This window comes from Kitasatospora sp. NPDC114501 (genome assembly GCF_055633695.1).
In genome coordinates this window covers 42,822-60,042 of record NZ_JBVKDS010000022.1, presented here as the reverse complement: position 1 = coordinate 60,042, position 17,221 = coordinate 42,822, and the positions used below count along the sequence as shown (strand labels likewise).

Annotated in this window: 12 protein-coding genes; 8 read left to right on the top strand and 4 right to left on the bottom strand. The window is 73.9% G+C overall.

Going from position 1 to position 17,221, the window contains the following annotated elements:
* Nucleotides 1–42: 42 nt before the first annotated feature.
* The 4 genes from ACZ7RU_RS33465 to ACZ7RU_RS33450 all read left to right on the top strand — a co-directional run bounded on the left by ACZ7RU_RS33465 (nucleotide 43) and on the right by ACZ7RU_RS33450 (nucleotide 5,569).
* On the top strand, nucleotides 43–1,431 hold the full coding sequence (locus ACZ7RU_RS33465) for an ABC transporter substrate-binding protein (RefSeq protein ID WP_470344744.1): 1,389 nt from the start codon (nucleotides 43–45) through the stop codon (nucleotides 1,429–1,431).
* A gap of 155 nt (nucleotides 1,432–1,586) precedes the next feature.
* Nucleotides 1,587–2,669: a carbohydrate ABC transporter permease gene (locus ACZ7RU_RS33460; RefSeq protein ID WP_470344743.1), complete on the top strand. Its 1,083-nt coding sequence runs from the start codon at nucleotides 1,587–1,589 to the stop codon at nucleotides 2,667–2,669.
* Nucleotides 2,666–3,640, top strand: coding sequence for a carbohydrate ABC transporter permease (locus tag ACZ7RU_RS33455; protein WP_470344742.1), 975 nt, complete (start codon nucleotides 2,666–2,668; stop codon nucleotides 3,638–3,640). Before ACZ7RU_RS33460 ends, ACZ7RU_RS33455 begins: the two co-directional genes overlap by 4 nt.
* A 231-nt stretch (nucleotides 3,641–3,871) precedes the next feature.
* Nucleotides 3,872–5,569 carry a DUF4153 domain-containing protein gene (locus ACZ7RU_RS33450; protein WP_470344741.1) on the top strand — a complete coding sequence of 566 codons (1,698 nt, stop codon included), beginning with the start codon at nucleotides 3,872–3,874 and terminating at the stop codon, nucleotides 5,567–5,569.
* Between the two features lie 126 nt (nucleotides 5,570–5,695).
* Here the strand turns inward: ACZ7RU_RS33450 and ACZ7RU_RS33445 are convergent, their stop codons facing one another.
* Nucleotides 5,696–7,243: an MFS transporter gene (locus ACZ7RU_RS33445; RefSeq protein WP_470344740.1), complete on the bottom strand. Its 1,548-nt coding sequence runs from the start codon at nucleotides 7,241–7,243 to the stop codon at nucleotides 5,696–5,698.
* Nucleotides 7,244–7,708: 465 nt separating this feature from the next.
* Here ACZ7RU_RS33445 and ACZ7RU_RS33440 point away from each other — a divergent pair, with 465 nt between their 5' ends.
* From ACZ7RU_RS33440 to ACZ7RU_RS33430, 3 genes are all read left to right on the top strand, one after another.
* Nucleotides 7,709–8,260 carry a TetR/AcrR family transcriptional regulator gene (locus tag ACZ7RU_RS33440; RefSeq protein ID WP_470344739.1) on the top strand — a complete coding sequence of 184 codons (552 nt, stop codon included), beginning with the start codon at nucleotides 7,709–7,711 and terminating at the stop codon, nucleotides 8,258–8,260.
* A gap of 193 nt (nucleotides 8,261–8,453) precedes the next feature.
* Complete coding sequence (locus ACZ7RU_RS33435; RefSeq protein ID WP_470344738.1) at nucleotides 8,454–9,152, top strand: ribonuclease HII; 699 nt, start codon at nucleotides 8,454–8,456, stop codon at nucleotides 9,150–9,152.
* 101 nt (nucleotides 9,153–9,253) lie between these two features.
* Nucleotides 9,254–9,907, top strand: a complete 654-nt coding sequence (locus ACZ7RU_RS33430) for a hypothetical protein (protein ID WP_470344737.1) — start codon at nucleotides 9,254–9,256, stop codon at nucleotides 9,905–9,907.
* A 190-nt stretch (nucleotides 9,908–10,097) separates the two neighbouring features.
* Here the strand turns inward: ACZ7RU_RS33430 and ACZ7RU_RS33425 are convergent, their stop codons facing one another.
* Complete coding sequence (locus tag ACZ7RU_RS33425; protein WP_470344786.1) at nucleotides 10,098–10,754, bottom strand: hypothetical protein; 657 nt, start codon at nucleotides 10,752–10,754, stop codon at nucleotides 10,098–10,100.
* Between the two features lie 426 nt (nucleotides 10,755–11,180).
* On the bottom strand, nucleotides 11,181–13,379 hold the full coding sequence (locus ACZ7RU_RS33420; protein WP_470344736.1) for a RecQ family ATP-dependent DNA helicase: 2,199 nt from the start codon (nucleotides 13,377–13,379) through the stop codon (nucleotides 11,181–11,183).
* Nucleotides 13,380–13,608: 229 nt separating this feature from the next.
* Here ACZ7RU_RS33420 and ACZ7RU_RS33415 point away from each other — a divergent pair, with 229 nt between their 5' ends.
* The gene (locus tag ACZ7RU_RS33415; RefSeq protein WP_470344735.1) at nucleotides 13,609–15,177 is read left to right on the top strand and encodes a DUF4192 domain-containing protein; all 1,569 of its coding nucleotides are present in this window, start codon (nucleotides 13,609–13,611) and stop codon (nucleotides 15,175–15,177) included.
* A gap of 34 nt (nucleotides 15,178–15,211) precedes the next feature.
* On the opposite strand, the gene ACZ7RU_RS33410 is transcribed toward ACZ7RU_RS33415, so the two are convergent.
* Entirely contained in the window at nucleotides 15,212–16,525 is a 1,314-nt protein-coding gene (locus ACZ7RU_RS33410; RefSeq protein WP_470344734.1) for an alpha/beta fold hydrolase, read from the bottom strand.
* Nucleotides 16,526–17,221: the final 696 nt, after the last annotated feature.

Genomic DNA, 17,221 nt, shown 5'->3' with positions numbered 1-17,221 from the left:
TCAGCCCAACGTCGGCAGCATGCCTTGGCGAGGAGAACCGCATTGACCCTCAACCCGACCGCGCCGCGTCAGAGTTCCCGCCGCCGTCTGGCCGCCGTGCCCGCCCTGGTGGCGGCGCTGGCCCTGACCGCGGCCTGCTCCAACAGCTCCGGCGGATCGGGCGGCGGCGGAGGCGGATCGGCCGCGTCGCTGTCCGGTGACTGCGCCAAGTACCAGCCGTACGCCGGACATTCCGGCACCACCGTGACGATGTTCGCCTCGATCCTGAACCCGGAGTCGGACAATCTGGAGAAGTCCTGGGCCGAGTTCACCAAGTGCACCGGGATCAGGATCAGCTACGAGGGGTCGAACGACTTCGAGTCCCAACTGCCGGTCCGGGTCTCCGGCGGCAACGCCCCGGACTTCGCGATCATCCCGCAGCCGGGCCTGCTGGCGCAGATGGTGAAGAGCGGCAAGGTGGTGAAGCCGCCCGCCCAGACCGTCACCAACCAGGACCGGTGGAGCCCGATCTGGAAGACCTACGGCTCGGTCAACGGCACCTTCTACGCGGCCCCGATGAGCGCCAACATGAAGTCCCTGGTCTGGTACTCGCCGAAGGCCTTCAAGGAGGCCGGCTACGAGGTGCCCAAGACCTGGGCCGACCTGATGGCGCTCAGCGACAGGATCGCCAAGGCGGGCGGCGCCAAGCCGTGGTGCGGCGGCATCGCCTCCGGGACGGCCACCGGCTGGCCGGCCACCGACTGGCTGGAGGAGGTGGTGCTGGGCTCGTACGGCGGCGAGCTGTACGACCAGTGGGTCGGCCACCAGGTGAAGTTCTCCGACCAGAGGATCACCACCGCGATGAAGACGGTCGCCGACTGGATGCAGAACCCGGCCTGGGTCAACGCGGGCTTCGGCGACGTGAAGTCCATCGCCACCACCACCTTCCAGGAGGCGGGCACACCGATCCTGAGCGGCAAGTGCCAGCTGCTCCAGCAGGCCTCGTTCTACGAGGCGCAGTGGCCCAAGGGCACCAAGGTCGGCCCGGACGGGGACGTCTTCGCCTTCCGCCTGCCCGCGGTCAACCCGTCGATCGCCAATCCGGTCGAGGGCGGCGGCGAGTTCCTGGCGGCCTTCTCCAGCCGGCCCGAGGTGCAGGCGGTGCAGAACTACCTGTCCAGCTCGGACTGGGCGAGCAGCCGGGTGAAGACCGCGAGCGGCTGGGTCTCGGCCAACCAGGGCGTGGACAAGAGCCTCTACACCGACCCGATCGACAAGCTGTCGGCCGAGGCACTGACCGACCCGGCGGCGACCTTCCGCTTCGACGGCTCCGACCTGATGCCTGCCGCCGTGGGCGCCGGGCAGGAGTGGAAGTCGCTGACCGCCTGGTTCGCCGAGGGGCAGTCGATCCAGAAGACCGCCGCCGACATCGACGCCGCCTGGCCGCAGTAGCCGACGCGCCGGGCCGCTTCCGAGGCGCCGGGCCGAACCAGGCGCCGCGCCGGGCCGCTTCCGGCGTGTCACAGGGCCACCTGTCGAGGGCGGTGCGGGGCCACCCACCCGCACCGCCCGCCCCCTTCCCACCACGACCGAAGGGACGCGCAGCCGTGTCCGTACCCGGATTCCCTTCACCCGTCCTCCCTCCGTCCTCGCTTCCCTCGCCCGTCGTCGAGACAGCTGCCGACGGGCTGGTCACCGAGAGACTCGCGGCCGGCGCCTGGACCGACGCGGCGGTCAAGTTCGGCAACACCTTCGGGGCCGTCGCGGGCTTCCTGGGCATCCTGCTGGTGGTCCTCCTGGTCGCCGGCCGGGCCCGGGGCCGGCTGGCCCGTCCGCTGGCGGTCGCGGTCTTCCTCGGCCCGGCGGTGCTGCTGCTGGCCGTCGGCCTGGTGGTGCCGCTGGTCCGCACGGTCTACCTCAGCCTCCAGAACGACGACGGCACCCGGTTCGTCGGCGGGGAGAACTTCGGCTGGGCCTTCACCTCCGACTCGGTGCAGAAGGTGCTGGTCAACACGCTGCTCTGGCTGGTGGTCGCGCCGCTGGTGGCGACCGGGCTGGGGCTGGTGCTGGCGCTGCTGGTGGACCGGATGCGCGGCCAGTCGGTGTTCAAGTCGCTGATCTTCATGCCGATGGCGATCTCGCTGGTCGGCGCGTCGATCATCTTCAAGTTCGTCTACGAGTCGCGCGGGCCGGGCCAGCCGCAGATCGGCCTGCTCAGCCAGCTCGCCGTCGCGGTGGGCTGGGACGATCCGCCGAACTGGCTGCTCTCGCAGCCGCTGAACACCTTCCTGCTGATGGCGGTGATGGTCTGGGTGCAGACCGGCTTCGCGATGGTGGTGCTGTCGGCGGCGATCAAGGCGATCCCGGACGAGGTCGTGGAGGCGGCCCGGCTGGACGGCGCGAGCGGGGTGCGGCTGTTCTGGTACGTCACCGTGCCGATGATCCGCGCCACGGTGATGGTCGTGCTGACCACCGTCATGATCATCACGCTGAAGGCCTTCGACATCGTCCGCACCATGACCGGCGGCAACTTCGGCACCCAGGTACTGGCCAACGAGATGTACTCGCAGTCCTTCGTGCAGTTCAACTCCGGCCGGGGCAGCGCCCTCGCGGTGCTGCTCTTCCTCGCGGTGCTGCCGCTGGTGGCCTACAACATCGTCCAGCTGCGGAAGGAGCGTGAGGTCCGGTGACCGGGACGCGTGGCCGGGAGCGGCCGGTGAAGTCGGCGGCGCCGGTGAACCCGGCAGGGCCGGTGAAGTCGGCGGCGCCGGTGCGGAAGGCCTTCAGCAGCCCGCTGGCCTCGGTGTTCGTGATCGCGATGACGGTGCTCTGGACGATCCCGACGCTGGGCCTGCTGGTGACCTCGCTGCGGCCCAAACGGGACGTGAGCACCAGTGGCTGGTGGGACGCCTTCCTCCACCCGGACCTCGGCCTCGGCAACTACCACTCGGTGCTGTTCGAGGGCGGGTCCGGCGTTTCCACCGGCCTGATGCCCTTCCTGGTCAACTCGCTGGCGATCAGCATCCCGGCGACGGTCTTCCCGCTGGCACTGGCGGCGATGGCGGCGTACGCGCTGGCCTGGGTGCGGTTCCGGGGGAGCGACGCGGTCTTCTTCACGGTGTTCGCGCTCCAGGTGGTGCCGCTCCAGATGGCGCTGATCCCGCTGCTGCGACTGTTCGCCGGCGGCGCGCACCTGGGCTCGCTGACGCTGATCCCGGCGGTGGACCTGAAGGGCAGCTACGCGCCGGTCTGGCTGGCGCACACCATGTTCGCGCTGCCGCTGGCGGTGTTCCTGCTGCACAACTTCATCGCCCAGCTGCCGCGCGACCTGATGGAGGCCGCGGTGGTGGACGGCGCCTCGCACTTCAAGATCTTCCGGTCGATCGTGCTGCCGCTGTGCACGCCCGCGCTGGCCTCGTTCGCGATCTTCCAGTTCCTGTGGGTCTGGAACGACCTGCTGGTGGCGCTGACCTTCGCGGGCGGCACGCCGGAAGTGGCGCCGATGACGGTACGGCTGGCGCAGCTGTCCGGCTCACTGGGCGGGCGCTGGGAGCTGCTCACGGCCGGGGCGTTCCTGTCGACCATCGTGCCGCTGATCGTCTTCTTCAGCCTCCAGCGGTACTTCGTGCGGGGGCTGCTGGCCGGGTCGGTGAAGGGGTAGCCGGGGAGTCCATGGCGGTGAGGGTGTTCTGAACGCGTTCAGACTCAGCTTTTGAACCTGTTCAGAATGGTCTACAGTCGGCAGCGGCCGCGGCGCCGAGCGCGCCCGCCGGCGGATCGCCCGATGGGTGGCTTCCGCATGCCTGCCGACCACTGAGGGGGACTCATGACAGGCCCGTCCATGCCTGCCTCGTCCGATTCGCCGGGTTCGAACGCGTCGCCGGAGTCGGCCGTGCCGAACGAGTCGCCGAAGCCGAACGAGTCGGCTGAGGGGACCGGAACGCCCGGCCCGGCCGCGCCGCACAACCCGCATGACGCGTACGACCCGTACGATCCCTACCGCCGTCCCGCGGGCCCCGGTGCGCAGGGCGGCGGTAAGGGCCCGGGCCGGGCGCCCGGCGCCGCCGTGCCCCCGGCCGCCGCATGGCTGCGCCGCAGTGACCCCGAGCGCCGGGCGGCGGCCACGCCCCGAATCCTCCTGGCGGCCCTGCTCACCGGTGTGCTGACGGCCTGGCTGCTCTACGACGGCCTGGGGCCCAACCTGCTGCTGCTCGGTGCCACCACCGCCGTCGGGGCCGGGACCGCCGCCCGGGCGGCCGACCGCCGGATCCGGCCGTGGACGGCGGTGTGGAGCCTGCTCGCCCTGGCACTGCTGGTGGTCCCGGCCTGGTGGGACGCCGACTGGCCCTCGGCGCTGGCCGCCCTCGGCGCGCTCGCGCTGGCCTCGCTGGCCCTGCACGGCGGCCGCCGGTGGCCGGGCGTGCTGTTCCCGCTGCCGGGCATCCTCTGGCAGCTGGTGCCCTCGACGGTCTGGGCCTGGGAGAGCACGGACGGGCGGCGGCTGCCCGGTCGTGGCCGGATCGTCCCGGTGCTCAAGGCGCTCGTGGTCGCCGCCGTCCTGCTGACCGTCTTCGGCCTGCTGTTCGCCAGCGCCGACGCCGCCATGGCGGACCTGCTGGGCAACCTCAGCCCGGACCTCGACCTCGACCAGCTCCCGGGGCGCGGCGTGCTGTTCGTGCTCGGGACGGTGATCGCGCTGGGCTTCGCGCACATGGCCGCCGGCCCGCGCCGCTGGGACCGTACGGTGATCCGGCCGGGCCGGGAGCGGCGCCGGCTGGAGTGGGCGCTGCCGCTGGTGGCGCTCAACCTGATGTTCGGCGCCTTCGCGGTGGTCCAGGCCGTGGTGGTGCTCGGCGGCGCCGACGCCGTGCTGAGCAACACCGGGATGAGCCGCTCCGAGTACGCCCGGCAGGGCTTCTGGCAGCTGAGCGTGATCACCGTGCTGACCCTCGTCGTGGTGACCTTCGCCAAGCGCTGGGCCCCGCGCACCACCCCCGCCGACCACCGGGTGGCGCGGATCCTGCTCGGCCTGCTCTGCGTCCTGGCCCTGGCCGTGGTCGCCTCGGCACTCGGCCGGATGTGGTTCTACGTGGACGCCTCCGGGCTAACCCGGCTGCGGCTCTGGGTGCTGGTGGTCGAGGTCTGGCTGGGCGCCGTCTTCCTGCTGCTGATCGCCGCCGGGCTGACCCGCCGCACCGGCTGGCTGCCGCGCGTGGTCGTCCTCAGCGGGGTGCTCACCCTCGGGGTCTACGGGCTGATGGGCCCGGACGCGATCGTCGCCGAGCAGAACGTCAGCCGGTACGAGCGGGTGCTGCGGACCGATCCGCCGCGCGCGGACATCGACCTGCGCAACGTCCGCCGGCTCTCGGCCGACGCGGTGCCCGCCCTGGACCGGCTCCCCGAGCCGCAGCGGAGCTGCGCGCTACAGCTGATCGGGCGGGGCCTGGCCGAGGAGTCGAAGCCCTGGTACGCGACCAACCGCTCGGCCGCCCGGGCCCGGGAGATCCTGGCGGAGCGGCCACTGATGGACTCGAAGGGGTCCGACCGCACGGCCTGCGACTGGGCCCGGCTGCCGTACGACGCCCGGTAGGCCGCCCGTCCTGAGGCTCGCGGGTCTACGGACCCGCAGAGCCGCGGACCCGCGGACAGCGGCAGGGCCGGTCGGGAGCGTGCTGCTCCCGGCCGGCCCTGCCGCTGTCGGTTCGCCGTGGCGGCGTCAGTGCATCGCGACGGCGGAGGCGTCACTCGGCAGGTCGCTGGCCTTGGCCTTGATCGCGAAGACCGCGACCAGCAGGGCGACCGCCGCGAGCGCGGCGCCCACGATGAAGCCGTGCGAAATGCCCTGGGTGAGCACGGTGTTGGCGGCGTCCGTGCCCTGCGGGAACTCGTGGTGCTGCTGGAGGTAGGCCAGCTGCTCCGGCGTCGCGCTCTCCATGAACTTCGGCAGCTGGACGGCCGACTCGGCCGTGGCGTAGTGCGCGAAGACCGTGGTCAGGATCGACAGGCCGAGCGAACCGCCGATCTGCTGCATCGAGTTGAGCAGGCCGGAGGCGGCTCCGGTCTCCTCGCCCGGGACACCCGCGACGGAGAGCAGCATCACCGGGACGAAGATCAAGCCCATCCCGAAGCCGAACACCACCGTGGGGCCGAGCACCCCGTCCAGGTAGCCGCTGTCCTTGCTCATCTGGGTCAGCCAGGTGAGGCCGACCGTGACCAGCAGCGCGCCGCCCGCCATGAAGGGCTTCGGGCCGTACTTGGCCTGGAGGTTGGACGCGATCTGCGCGGCGATGATGATCGCGACGCTGATCGGGAGGAAGGAGACGCCGGCCATCAGCGGGCTGTAGCCGAGCGGGCCCTGCACGAACAGCACGACGTAGAAGAAGATGCCGAACATGGCCGCGGCCAGGCAGAGCATCATCACCAGGCCGCCGGTGCGGTTGCGGTCGGCGAACAGGTGCATCGGGGTGATCGGCTGGTCGGTGCGGCTCTCGATCACGAGGAAGGCGGCGAGCAGGATCGCGCCGGCCACGAAGGAGCCGATCGTGATGCTGTCCGACCAGCCGTCCGAGGCGGCCCGGATGAACCCGTAGACCAGGCCGACCAGGCCGAGCGTCGAGGTGAACGCGCCGGGCAGGTCGAAGCGGCCCGGGTGGCGCTCGGACTCGGCGATGTAGCGCGGCGCGGCGACCGCGATCAGGATCGCGATCGGCACGTTGACGAAGAACACCCAGCGCCAGTTGAGGTACTCGGTGAGCAGACCGCCGGCCAGCAGGCCGATCGCGGCGCCCGAACCGGCCACCGCCGAGAACACCCCGAACGCCCGGTTGCGTTCCGGCCCCTCGTCGAAGTTGGTGGCGATCAGCGCGAAGGCGGTCGGGGAACAGATCGCGCCACCTATGCCCTGGAGCGCGCGGGCTGCCAGCAGCAGGGTGCTGTCCTGCGCGAAACCGCCGAGCAGGGAGGCCAGCCCGAACAGCAGGGTGCCGAAGACGAACACCCGCCGGCGGCCGAGGATGTCACCCGCGCGCCCGCCGAGCAGCAGCAGCCCGCCGAAGGTCAGGGTGTAGGCGTTGATGACCCACGACAGGTCGGTGGTCGAGAAGCTCAGGGCGTCCTTGATGTGCGGCAGCGCGATGTTCACGATGGTCGCGTCGAGGACCACCATGAGCTGGGTGGCCGCGATGACGGTCAGGGTGATGCCCTTGCCCCGCCCCTGGCTCGTGCGTGGTGGTGAGTTCTTGCTGAGCGTGTCGGAGATAGCCACGAATGTGCCCCCTGCTGGCTATGAGCTCGGTGGTGCGGGGTCCGGCGGAGTCGCCGGTCCGGGCGTGGCGCTGCGCCCTTGCGCAGGCCGGGAAGGAACGGGATCGTTCACTAATCGGGACGATATCCTGGCCGTGATTGTGAACGCAAGCGTTCCTTAAGGATGGTGGCGATGGAGCGGTTGGTGCGGCGCCTGGTGGCGGACCGGTCCGGTCGGTCGCGAGGTGGGGCGGCGGATGGGCCGGCGGGTGGTTCGACCGATGGTCCGTCGAATGGTTCGTCGGATGGTTCGGTGGGCGGTTCGACGGTGCCGGCTTCCGGGGCGGTGGCCGCGGGGTCGAGCACCGGCGCGAGTGCGGAGCCGCGGTTCGGGTCGGATGCGGAGCGGGGCGCCGAACCGGCCTTCTGTCCGGTGCGGGCCGCCCACCAGGCCCTGACGCGGCCGGCGCGACGCCGGGGGAAGGAGTTGGAGAACGCGATCTTCGAGGCCGCGCTCGACCAGCTCACCTCCGGCGGATACGCGCGGCTGACCATGGAAGGGGTCGCCGGTGCGGCGCGGACCGGGAAGGCCGCGCTCTACCGGCGCTGGGCGTCCAAGGACGAACTCGTCATCGACGCCCTGGACGCCACTCTCCCACGGCCTTACGACACCCCCGACCTCGGGTCCGCATGTGATGAACTCCGCCAGCTCATCGAGGGGTTCACCCAGGCGATGACCTCCCGGGTGGGCTCCGCGCTCAACGCGCTGATGGGCGAGATCGACCACGAGCGGGCCGAGGTCTTCAAGGCCTTCATCACCGACCGGGTCATCGAACCGACCGCCCGGACCATCCTGGAGATCCTGCGCCGCGGCGCCGAGCGCGGCGACGTCCGGCCCAGCGCGGCCACCCCGCTGGTGGCGGACGTCATCCCGGCGGTGCTGCTCTACCACGTCAAGGTCCGCGGGGTGGAGAGCTTGGGGCCGGGCTTCGCCGGCCGGCTGGTGGACGAGGTGCTGGAGCCGATGATCCGGGCCTGAGCCGGCCGTCGCCGGACTGGGAGTGCCGGGCCTGAGTCGGCCGGGGCGGGTCCGGGCGAGCCCGTGCCGCCAGGCGGGCCCGGACTGCCCGCCGGGCCCGGGCTGCCGGAGGCCCCTCCCGCCGGCGGAGGCGGATCCGGCGGTCGTGGGGCTGGCTTAGGCTGGAGGCTGCCCCCGCTGAACGGAATCCGCCATGCCCATCGTCCCCCCGACGCACTCCGTCGAACGCTCGCTCCGCCGGGCCGGCGCCAAGATCGTCGTCGGTCTCGACGAGGTCGGACGCGGCGCCTGGGCCGGGCCGGTCACCGTGGGCGCGGCCGTCACCGGTCTGCGCAAGGCGCCGGAGGGGCTGACCGACTCCAAGCTGCTCACCGAACTGCGCCGCCGCGCGCTCGCCCCCGTCCTCGCCGACTGGGTCACCGCGTACGCGCTCGGGCAGGCATCCCCGCAGGAGTGCGACGAGCTCGGCATGACGGCGGCGCTGCGACTGGCCGCCGTCCGCGCGCTGGAGGCGCTGCCGGTCGAACCCGACGCGGTGATCCTGGACGGCAAGCACGACTACCTCGGCGGCCCCTGGCGGGTACGCACGGTGATCAAGGGCGACCAGTCCTGCGTCTGCGTCTCCGCCGCCTCGGTGCTCGCCAAGGTCCACCGCGACGGCCTGATGGCCGAACTGGGCGAGGGGCTCCCGGAGTACGGCTTCGCCGACAACGCCGGATACCCGTCCCCGGTGCACCGCGCCGCGCTGGAGGAGCTCGGCCCCACCGAGCACCACCGGCTCTCCTGGGCGTACTTGGACGCGCTGCCGAAGTGGCGTCATCTCAAGCGGGTTCGGGAGATCGCGGGGGACGGCCGGGGGTCCGCCGACGAGCAGCTGGCGCTCGGTTTCTGACGGTCCGTCTGGAATTGCCCCGGCGGGGGGCGGCGGGAGACGTGTACCCAATGGGTGGGGCGCCCGTGCGCGCCCGACCGGCATTTGATAGATATCCGGGTATGCCTGTCTTCCCCGAGGAGCCGGAGATTCACGAGAGCATCCCGGGCCCCGGCGTTCCCTTCCCCCGCGAGTCGGACGCACAAGCCCCTGCCACCGCAACCACCACCGCCGCCGCCCCGGCGCCGGTGCCCGGCCCCCGCCCGGCGCCCCCGCGTCCGGCCCCGCCGCGCGCCGCCCGTCCGGGCCCGCCGCGACTGATCCCCAAGCCGGGGCCGGCGCCGCGCCGCCCGGCCCCCGCCGCACCGCAGGTGGAGGTCCAGCGGATCGCCGCCACCCCGGCGCAGGCGGTGGAGCGCGCCGACGACGCGGTCGACCTGCTGCTGGAGTCCGGCCGCAACCCGGGCGACATCCTGGTGCTGACGGTCGGCGAGGCGCACCCCTGGCAGCAGCACGAACTCTCCTTCGGTGAGGAGCGCTACTGGGCGCAGCTCGCCGAGGGCGGGGACGTGTTCTACGCGGACGCCGCGCTGACCCGCCCGGTCCGCCGAGAGGCGGTCGTCCTGGTGGTCAACGGCGGACCGTCCGCCAAGGCCGCCGAGGCGTACGCCAAGGCGCTCGACCACGCGACCGCCCTGCTGGTGGTCTGCGGCGACGCCGGTGTCGCCGGCGCGGGCACGGCCGGAGCCGCGCCGGGCCGCCCGGTCAAGGCCTGACCACAGTCGTCCACTTCGGGCCCGGCGCCGCCGTACGGCTCCGGGCCCGAGGTCCGTCCCGGAGTTCCCCCCGGGGTCCGTCCCGAGGCTCGTCTGCGGCCCGTCCCGTGGGTGCGCGCGCGGTCCTCGACGGTCGGCGATCGGCCCCGACGGCCGGCGGCCCGGTGGGGCCGGTTCTGCCGCCGCCGATTCAGCGCGTGCCGGTGCGGCGGGTCGGTTCGGCCGCCGCGACCCGGGCCTGGGCCCACGGGGGCTCGGACTGCGGGGAACGCGCCGCGCCCTCGCCGTGCGTCGCCTGGTCGGCCGTCAGTTGGCGGGTGCGCTGGCCGCGCGGGGCGTCCAGCGCCGAGCGCGGCGGCAGTTCCGTCACGGTGTGCACCGGTCCGTCGGCCCACGAGCCCGCGTGCGGGTTGCGTCCGCTCCGCCCGTCGCCGAGGACCTGCCAGCCCGCCGGGGTGAGTCCGATGTACGAGCCGCAGCGCAGTCCGTGGAGCGCGGACGCGTCTCTCAGCGCCCACATCCAGGCGCCGTCCTGTTCCGTCCAGCCGGGCGCGCCGTCGCGGCAGCGCAGCAGCACGGCCGTCCGGGTCGGCTCGGGCAGTCGCAGGTCGTGCGGGATGATCCGGCGCAGGTGCGTCAGCAGCGCGTTGCGGTGCTGCCAGCCGTCGGTGTCGTGCGGCCAGGGGGTGAACGAGGCCGATGCGACGAGGTGGTGGAGCGCGTCCAGGACGGCGACCACGACGGTGCCCGGCTGGGGCAGGTGGCGCTGGTGCAGTTCCAGGACGAACTCGCGGGGGTCGCGCAGCAACGGGATCCCCGAGGCGGTCCAGGCCTCCAGGTCCAGCACCCGTCTGGGTTCCGGCCTCCCGGAGAAGGGATTCTGACCTCGGTCGATGCCGTTGATCACGATCCTCCTTCCTGACCCGTGGGCAGGCGGGTGCCTGGGTGCGCCGAAGGACGGGTCCAGCGGACCGGGTTTCGGGTACCTCCCAATTCTCGGGGCATCGGGGGCGGAGCGGCAATGATGAAATGATGAACGCCATCCGATAGCCCATGGTCTGCCGGATATGTTCCACGGGGGACCGAGCACCGCGGACGTGCCTCCGGGCCTTGATCCACAAAGCCCGCAGGGCAGGGTGAACCGTCATCGACATGGTGGCCACTCCTTTCCCGGGTCGCTCGACCGCTGTGATCGAAATCGCTTCGTCTGATCCTTTCTGTTAGGCCATTCGAGTGAGCGGGAGGGCGTCTTCGGCGGCGTTCCGCCGTCCCGTCACCCCTGCACGGCCAGCACCAGCGGCAGCACCGCGCTCGCCCCCGCCCGGCGCAGCAGCCGGGCGGCCACGGTGACCGTCCACCCCGAGTCGACGAGGTCGTCCACCAGCAGCACCGGCCCGTTGGCGGCCGCCACCGCCTGCTCCACCTCCGGCGGCAGGACCAGCGCGCCGGCCAGCGAGTGCAGCCGCTGGGCGCTGTTGCTGCGGGCGCCGCGCGGAGCCAGACCGCCGGCGTACTCGATCCGGCCGAGCATCGGCAGCCGCCCGATCTCGGCGATCCGCGCGCCCAGGCTGCCGACCAGTCGGGGCCTGGTCGAGGAGGCCATCGTCACCACGCCGACCGGCCGCTCCAGCCGGGCGCCCTCCGTCGTCGCGGGCCCGGCCCAGCCGCCCGGACCGCGGGCCCAGTCGGCGAGCACCGCCACCAGTGCGTCCACCGCCTCGCCGGGCACCGGCACGTCGGGCGCCTGCTCGGCGAGCAGGGCGCGCAGCCGGTTGCCCCAGCCGATGTCGGACAGCCGGCCCAGCGCCCGGCCGGTCTCCGCCTGCTCGCCCGCCGGGATCCGGCCCTTGAGCGGCACCCCGAGCGCGTCCATCCCGGTCGGCCAGAGCCGGCGCGGCTCGAAGGTCACACCCGGGCGGCCGAGCGCGGCCCGGGCGGCCGCCAGCGTCTCGGCGGAGACGTCCGGGGTGTGCAGCGGCCCGGCGCAGTTGTCGCACCGGCCGCAGGGGGCGGCCTGCTCGTCGTCCAGCTGGCGGCGCAGGAACTCCATCCGGCAGCCGGTGCCCGCCGCATAGTCGCGCATCGCCCGCTGTTCCGCGTCCCGGGAGGCGGCGACCTTGGCGTAGCGGGCGGTGTCGTACGTCCAGCTCTGGCCGGTGGCCGTCCAGCCGCCCTTGACCCGGCGGACGGCGCCGTCCACGTCGAGCACCTTGAGCATGGTCTCCAGCCGGGCCCGGCGCAGGTCCACCCGGGGCTCCAGGGCGGCGGTGGAGAGCGGCCGGCCGGCCTCGGCCAGTGCGTCGATGGTGCGGCGCACCTGCTCCTCCGGCGGGAAGGCCAGCGAGGCGAAGTAGCGCCAGATCGCCTCGTCCTCGCGCCCGGGCAGCAGCAGCACCTCGGCCCGGTCCACTCCGCGCCCGGCCCGGCCGACCTGCTGGTAGTAGGCGATCGGCGAGCTGGGGGAGCCGAGGTGCACCACGAAGCCGAGATCGGGCTTGTCGAAGCCCATGCCGAGCGCGGAGGTGGCGACCAGCGCCTTGACCCGGTTGGCCAGCAGGTCGGCCTCGGCGGTGCGGCGCTCGGCGTCCTCGGTGCGGCCGGAGTAGGAGGCCACCGGGAAGCCGCGCTCGCGCAGGAAGGCCGTCACCTCCTCGGCGGCGGCCACCGTCAGGGTGTAGACGATGCCCGAGCCGGGGAGCCGGTCGAGGTGGTCGGCCAGCCAGGCGAGCCGGTGCGCCGGGTCGGGCAGGGAGAGTACGCCCAGGGTGAGGCTCTCCCGGTCGAGCGGCCCGCGCAGCACCAGGGCGTGCTCGTCGGTGGCGCCGGTGCCGAGCTGCTCGGCGACGTCCGCGGTGACCCGGGCGTTGGCCGTCGCCGTGGTGGCCAGCACCGGGACGCCGGGCGGCAGGTCCGCGAGCATGGTGCGCAGCCGGCGGTAGTCGGGGCGGAAGTCGTGCCCCCAGTCCGAGATGCAGTGGGCCTCGTCGACCACCAGCAGGCCGGTGGAGGCGGCGAGTTCGGGCAGCACCTGGTCGCGGAAGTCCGGGTTGTTCAGCCGCTCGGGGCTGACCAGCAGGATGTCGACCTTCCCGGCGGCGACCTCCTCCTGGATCGCGGCCCACTCGTCGGTGTTGGCCGAGTTGATGGTGCGGGCGTGGATGCCGGCCCGGCCGGCCGACTCGACCTGGTTGCGCATCAGGGCGAGCAGCGGCGAGACGATCACCGTCGGCCCGGAACCGCGCGCCCGGAGCAGGGCGGTGGCGATGAAGTAGACCGCGGACTTCCCCCAGCCGGTGCGCTGGACGACCAGGGCGCGGCGGCGGTCGACCACGAGGGCCTCGATGGCCGTCCACTGGTCCTCGCGCAGGGTGGCTGCGGGGCCGGCGAGCTCGCGCAGGACGGCCTCGGCCCGCGCCCGGACCTCGGCGCGGTCGGCGGCGGTGGCGGTGGTGTGGGTGTCGGGCTGCTGCATGGCGTCCATGTAACCCCGTACCGCCGACAAGCGACGAATGCAGGGGAGGGGAAGCGGGGGAAGGCGGGGTGTATTTCATCCGCTGGTCCGCTGAACGGCGGTCGAAATCCACTCGTCGGAGGGAGTGTCGCCTGCTCCGAATGGGCGAAGGGAAATTCGGGGGCGGAGTTATCCACAGGAAAAGGGTCGGTTCCGGCATCGTCCGCGGATTGCGTCCACTGTTGCGGCCATGAACGCGATGAACAACGAACACGTCATTCTGTCCCTCGGCCCGGCCTCCGAGCACCGGCCGGTCGTCATGCGAGGTCCGGCCGACATGGCCGAGCTGCTTCCGTACTTCCTGGGCTTCTACCCCGACGACAGCATCGTCGCGGTCGGGCTCCACGGCCCCGGCCTGCACCAGGGCGGGGTGATCCGGGCGGACCTGCCGCGGTCGCCCGCGCAGTGGCCGGCCGCCGCGGACGAGACGGCCGCCCTGCTGACCGCCCTCTCCGAGCGGCACGGCGCCCGGCCGCTCCAGGTGCTCCTCTACCTCTGCCAGGATCCCGGCGCGGCCCACGCTCCGCCGGTGGTGGACGGGCTGCGGCCGCTGGCGGAGGCCCTCCGGGCGGCCTTCGGGCGCCGGGGCGTGGCCGTCAAGGAGTCGCTGTGCGTCTCGGACGGCCGCTGGTGGTCCTTCCTCTGCCGCGGCGACGGGTGCTGCGACGCGGCGGGCAACCCGGTGCGGCGCAGCCCAGACCCCGGTCCGGCGGCCGCCGCCGCGACGGTCGCGGGCCTGGCGCCGCGCGGCAGCCGGAAGGCGATCATCGGCGGGCTGGATCCGGTCGGCCCGCCGGTGGCCGCCGCCCAGCGCGAGGCGCTCGCCCGGGCCGAGGCCGTGGACGCCCTCGCCCGGGAGCAGCGGATCGCCCTGCTCGACCAGGCCGTCGCCGAGTTCCAGGCCGGGGCCAGGGAGCTCGACGCGGACCGGACGGCACAGCTGCTGCTCGCCCTGCGGGACCGCCTGGTGCGGGACCGCGGCGTCGAGTACGCCCGGCCGGGCGAGCTGGCCCCGGCCGAGCGGCTCTGGCGCTTCCTCGCCCGGCGGGCCGTGCCGCCGTACGAGGGCTGCGCGGTGGCCCCGCTGACGCTGCTGGCCTGGACGTCCTGGGTCGCGGGGGACACGGCGACGGCCCGGGTCGTGCTCGGCCACGTCCTGCGGCTCGCCCCGGGCTACCTGCTGGCCGAGCTGCTCTACGAGTCGCTCAACGACGGCATGACGCCCCAGGGCCTGCTGGCCGCCGTCGAGGCCCAGCGACGACGGCGCGAGGAGCCCGAGGTTGCGGCGGCCCCGGCCGACGGACCGCGGCCCCCGGCGGGCGGAGCGCCGAACGCCGAGGCGCCGCCTGCCGACGGCGCGCCGCCCCGTGGCGATGCGGGCCCCGGCCCCGCCGTGCCGGGTGCGGGCGGGGCCGCCGGCGAGCGGCCGTCGCGGTCGGGCGGCCCCCGGCGGCACCGCAGGGGCGGTCGCCGGAAGGGCTCGTCGTCGGCTCCGGGGTCGGCCGAACCGACTCCGGGAGCTGTGGACGGCTGCGAAGGCCGCCCGGAGCCGGACGGCGGCGGCGCCGGCGCGGTCGCCCTGCTGGCGGCACCCGGACGGGCCGCGACGCCGGGGCACACCCGGGCGGTCGGAGAGCGGTCCGTCCGGGGCCTGCGGTTCGGTCGGGCCGCGGCGTGCTCGTCTGCCGCGGCCCGCACCGGCCTCCACCGCTGCCGGGGCGTGCGGCGGGCGACGAGAGGGGGTCACCGTGCGCACTGAGCCGGTCCGTGCGGCCGGGCCGACCCGCGGGCCGCTACGCCTCGCCGTGGGCCATCTTGATCAGGCGGTCCAGCACCTTGCCGCCGCTCAGCCGGAGGCCGTCGTGCTCCCACTCGTTGGTGATCCAGGTCCGCAGGCCGCGCACCGCACGGGCGGTCTCGAGCGAGTCGGCGGTGTCCACGTACATGTCGTCGTGGTACACGGCCGCCACGACCGGCACGGTGTTGGCGGCCAGTCGCGCCCGGTCGTACAGGTCGGGCCAGTCGGTGCGGGCGGCGAGCAGGTCCGCGGTCTCCTTCAGCGGGCGCAGCGCCGGGTCGGTGTCGAACATCCAGGGGTAGATCATCTCCCCGGTGAACAGCACCGGGGCGTCGGACTCCAGCGCGGCCCGGGCGTCGAACTGCGGGAACTCCTTGCGGACCCGCTCGGCCGCCCAGGCGGTGCCGCCCTGGTCCACCGACCGCTGGCCGTAGATCGACTCGTGCAGCACCGCGTACAGCGGGCCGCCCGCGAAGGAGAGCTGGGCCTGGGCGCCGGCCAGGAAGGTGTCGGAGAGCTCGGGCCCGGCCGGGCCCTCCACCCAGGCCTCCTCCAGCAGGTAGTGGAGCGTGCCGGAGCCGTTGCCGCCGCCGAGCAGCAGACCGAGCATCTGGAACGCTTCGACGGTGAGCCGCCCGCCGTCCGGCAGGGTCGCGGGGGAGTCCGCGAGGTGGGCCGCGATCCGGCGCACCGCCTGGACGTCCTGCGGGAACCGCGCGTAGTGGTCCTCGTTCTTGCGGACCACCCGCGGGTAGGCGGCGCGGTAGACGTCGTCGGCCGAACTGCCGAGGCCGGCGAGACCACCGGTGATGAAGGCCTCGGTCAGGCCCTCGGGGGCGAAGGAGAGGTAGGTGAGGGTGCAGAAGCCGCCGAAGCTCTGGCCGAGCACGCTCCAACGCCGGTCGGCGCCGAGCAGCCGCGTACGGATCAGCTCGGCGTCCCGGACGATCGAGTCCGCGCGGAAGTGGGCCAGGTAGTCCGCCTGCTCCTGCGGGCCGCCGCGCCGGGCGAGGGTCTGCCGGGTCGCGGGGGTGGACCGCCCGGTGCCGCGCTGGTCGAGCAGGAGCACCCGGTAGTCGTCCAGGGCGCGCTCCAGCCAGGAGTCCCGGCCGAGCGGGCGGGCGGCCTTGCCGCCGGGCCCGCCCTGGAGGAAGACCAGCCAGGGCAGGTCGTCCCGCTCGCGGCCTGCGGCCACCACCTCGCGGGCGTACACCTCGATCTGCTCGCCCTGCGGGGCGGCGTGGTCGAGCGGCAGCTGGAACACGTGGTCGGTGGTGACAATCCCGGGCAGCCGGCTGATGGTGGACATGCAACTCCTCGGTCTCTGCTGGTCACAGCGGTGGCGTCGCGGTTCACGGGGTCACCGGGTGCGGGGCCGCGACCCCCGCACCGTATCCTGGCGGCGGTCGAGCGCCGGTTCGACCGCCCCCGTCCGCCCGACCGGACGGCCGACCCCGGCCGACGCCCGGCCCGAGCGGGTCCGACGGCGGCCCGAAAAGCGGGGCGCCGCCCCCGGACCGCAGGCGGCGACGCGCCCGTGACGAGGCCCCGATTCCGTTCCGACGGACGCGGTACGACCACCGAGCGGGGCCGCCCGACCAGCGGCGCAGCGGCGGGGCGTGACCTGGCGGCGGTGCGCGGCGTTCACCCCGGGGGCCTGCGCCCGATTCGGACGGGCCGATCGCCGCGCGGTACGGACCCGGCCGCCCGGTAACGGCAGCGGTCGGCGGCCGTGTGCGGCACCACGACCGGCCGCCACCACGGGGCCGGACGCTCGGACGGCCGGGCGGGCGCGGGCCGCGGGGGAGAAGGGCGTCACCGGCAGTCCGGGGCGCCGGACCTGACGCCGTGCCGGGCGCGGTGAGGGCCCCCGGAACGAAGGCACGGCGCGCGGTACCGGCCCGGTACCGAGCACCGCATGGCACGACCCGCCACCGGGTACGGCCAGACACGGCACACCGCCGGCGGGACGGCCCCGTCGGCCCGGCACCATCAGCACGCGATC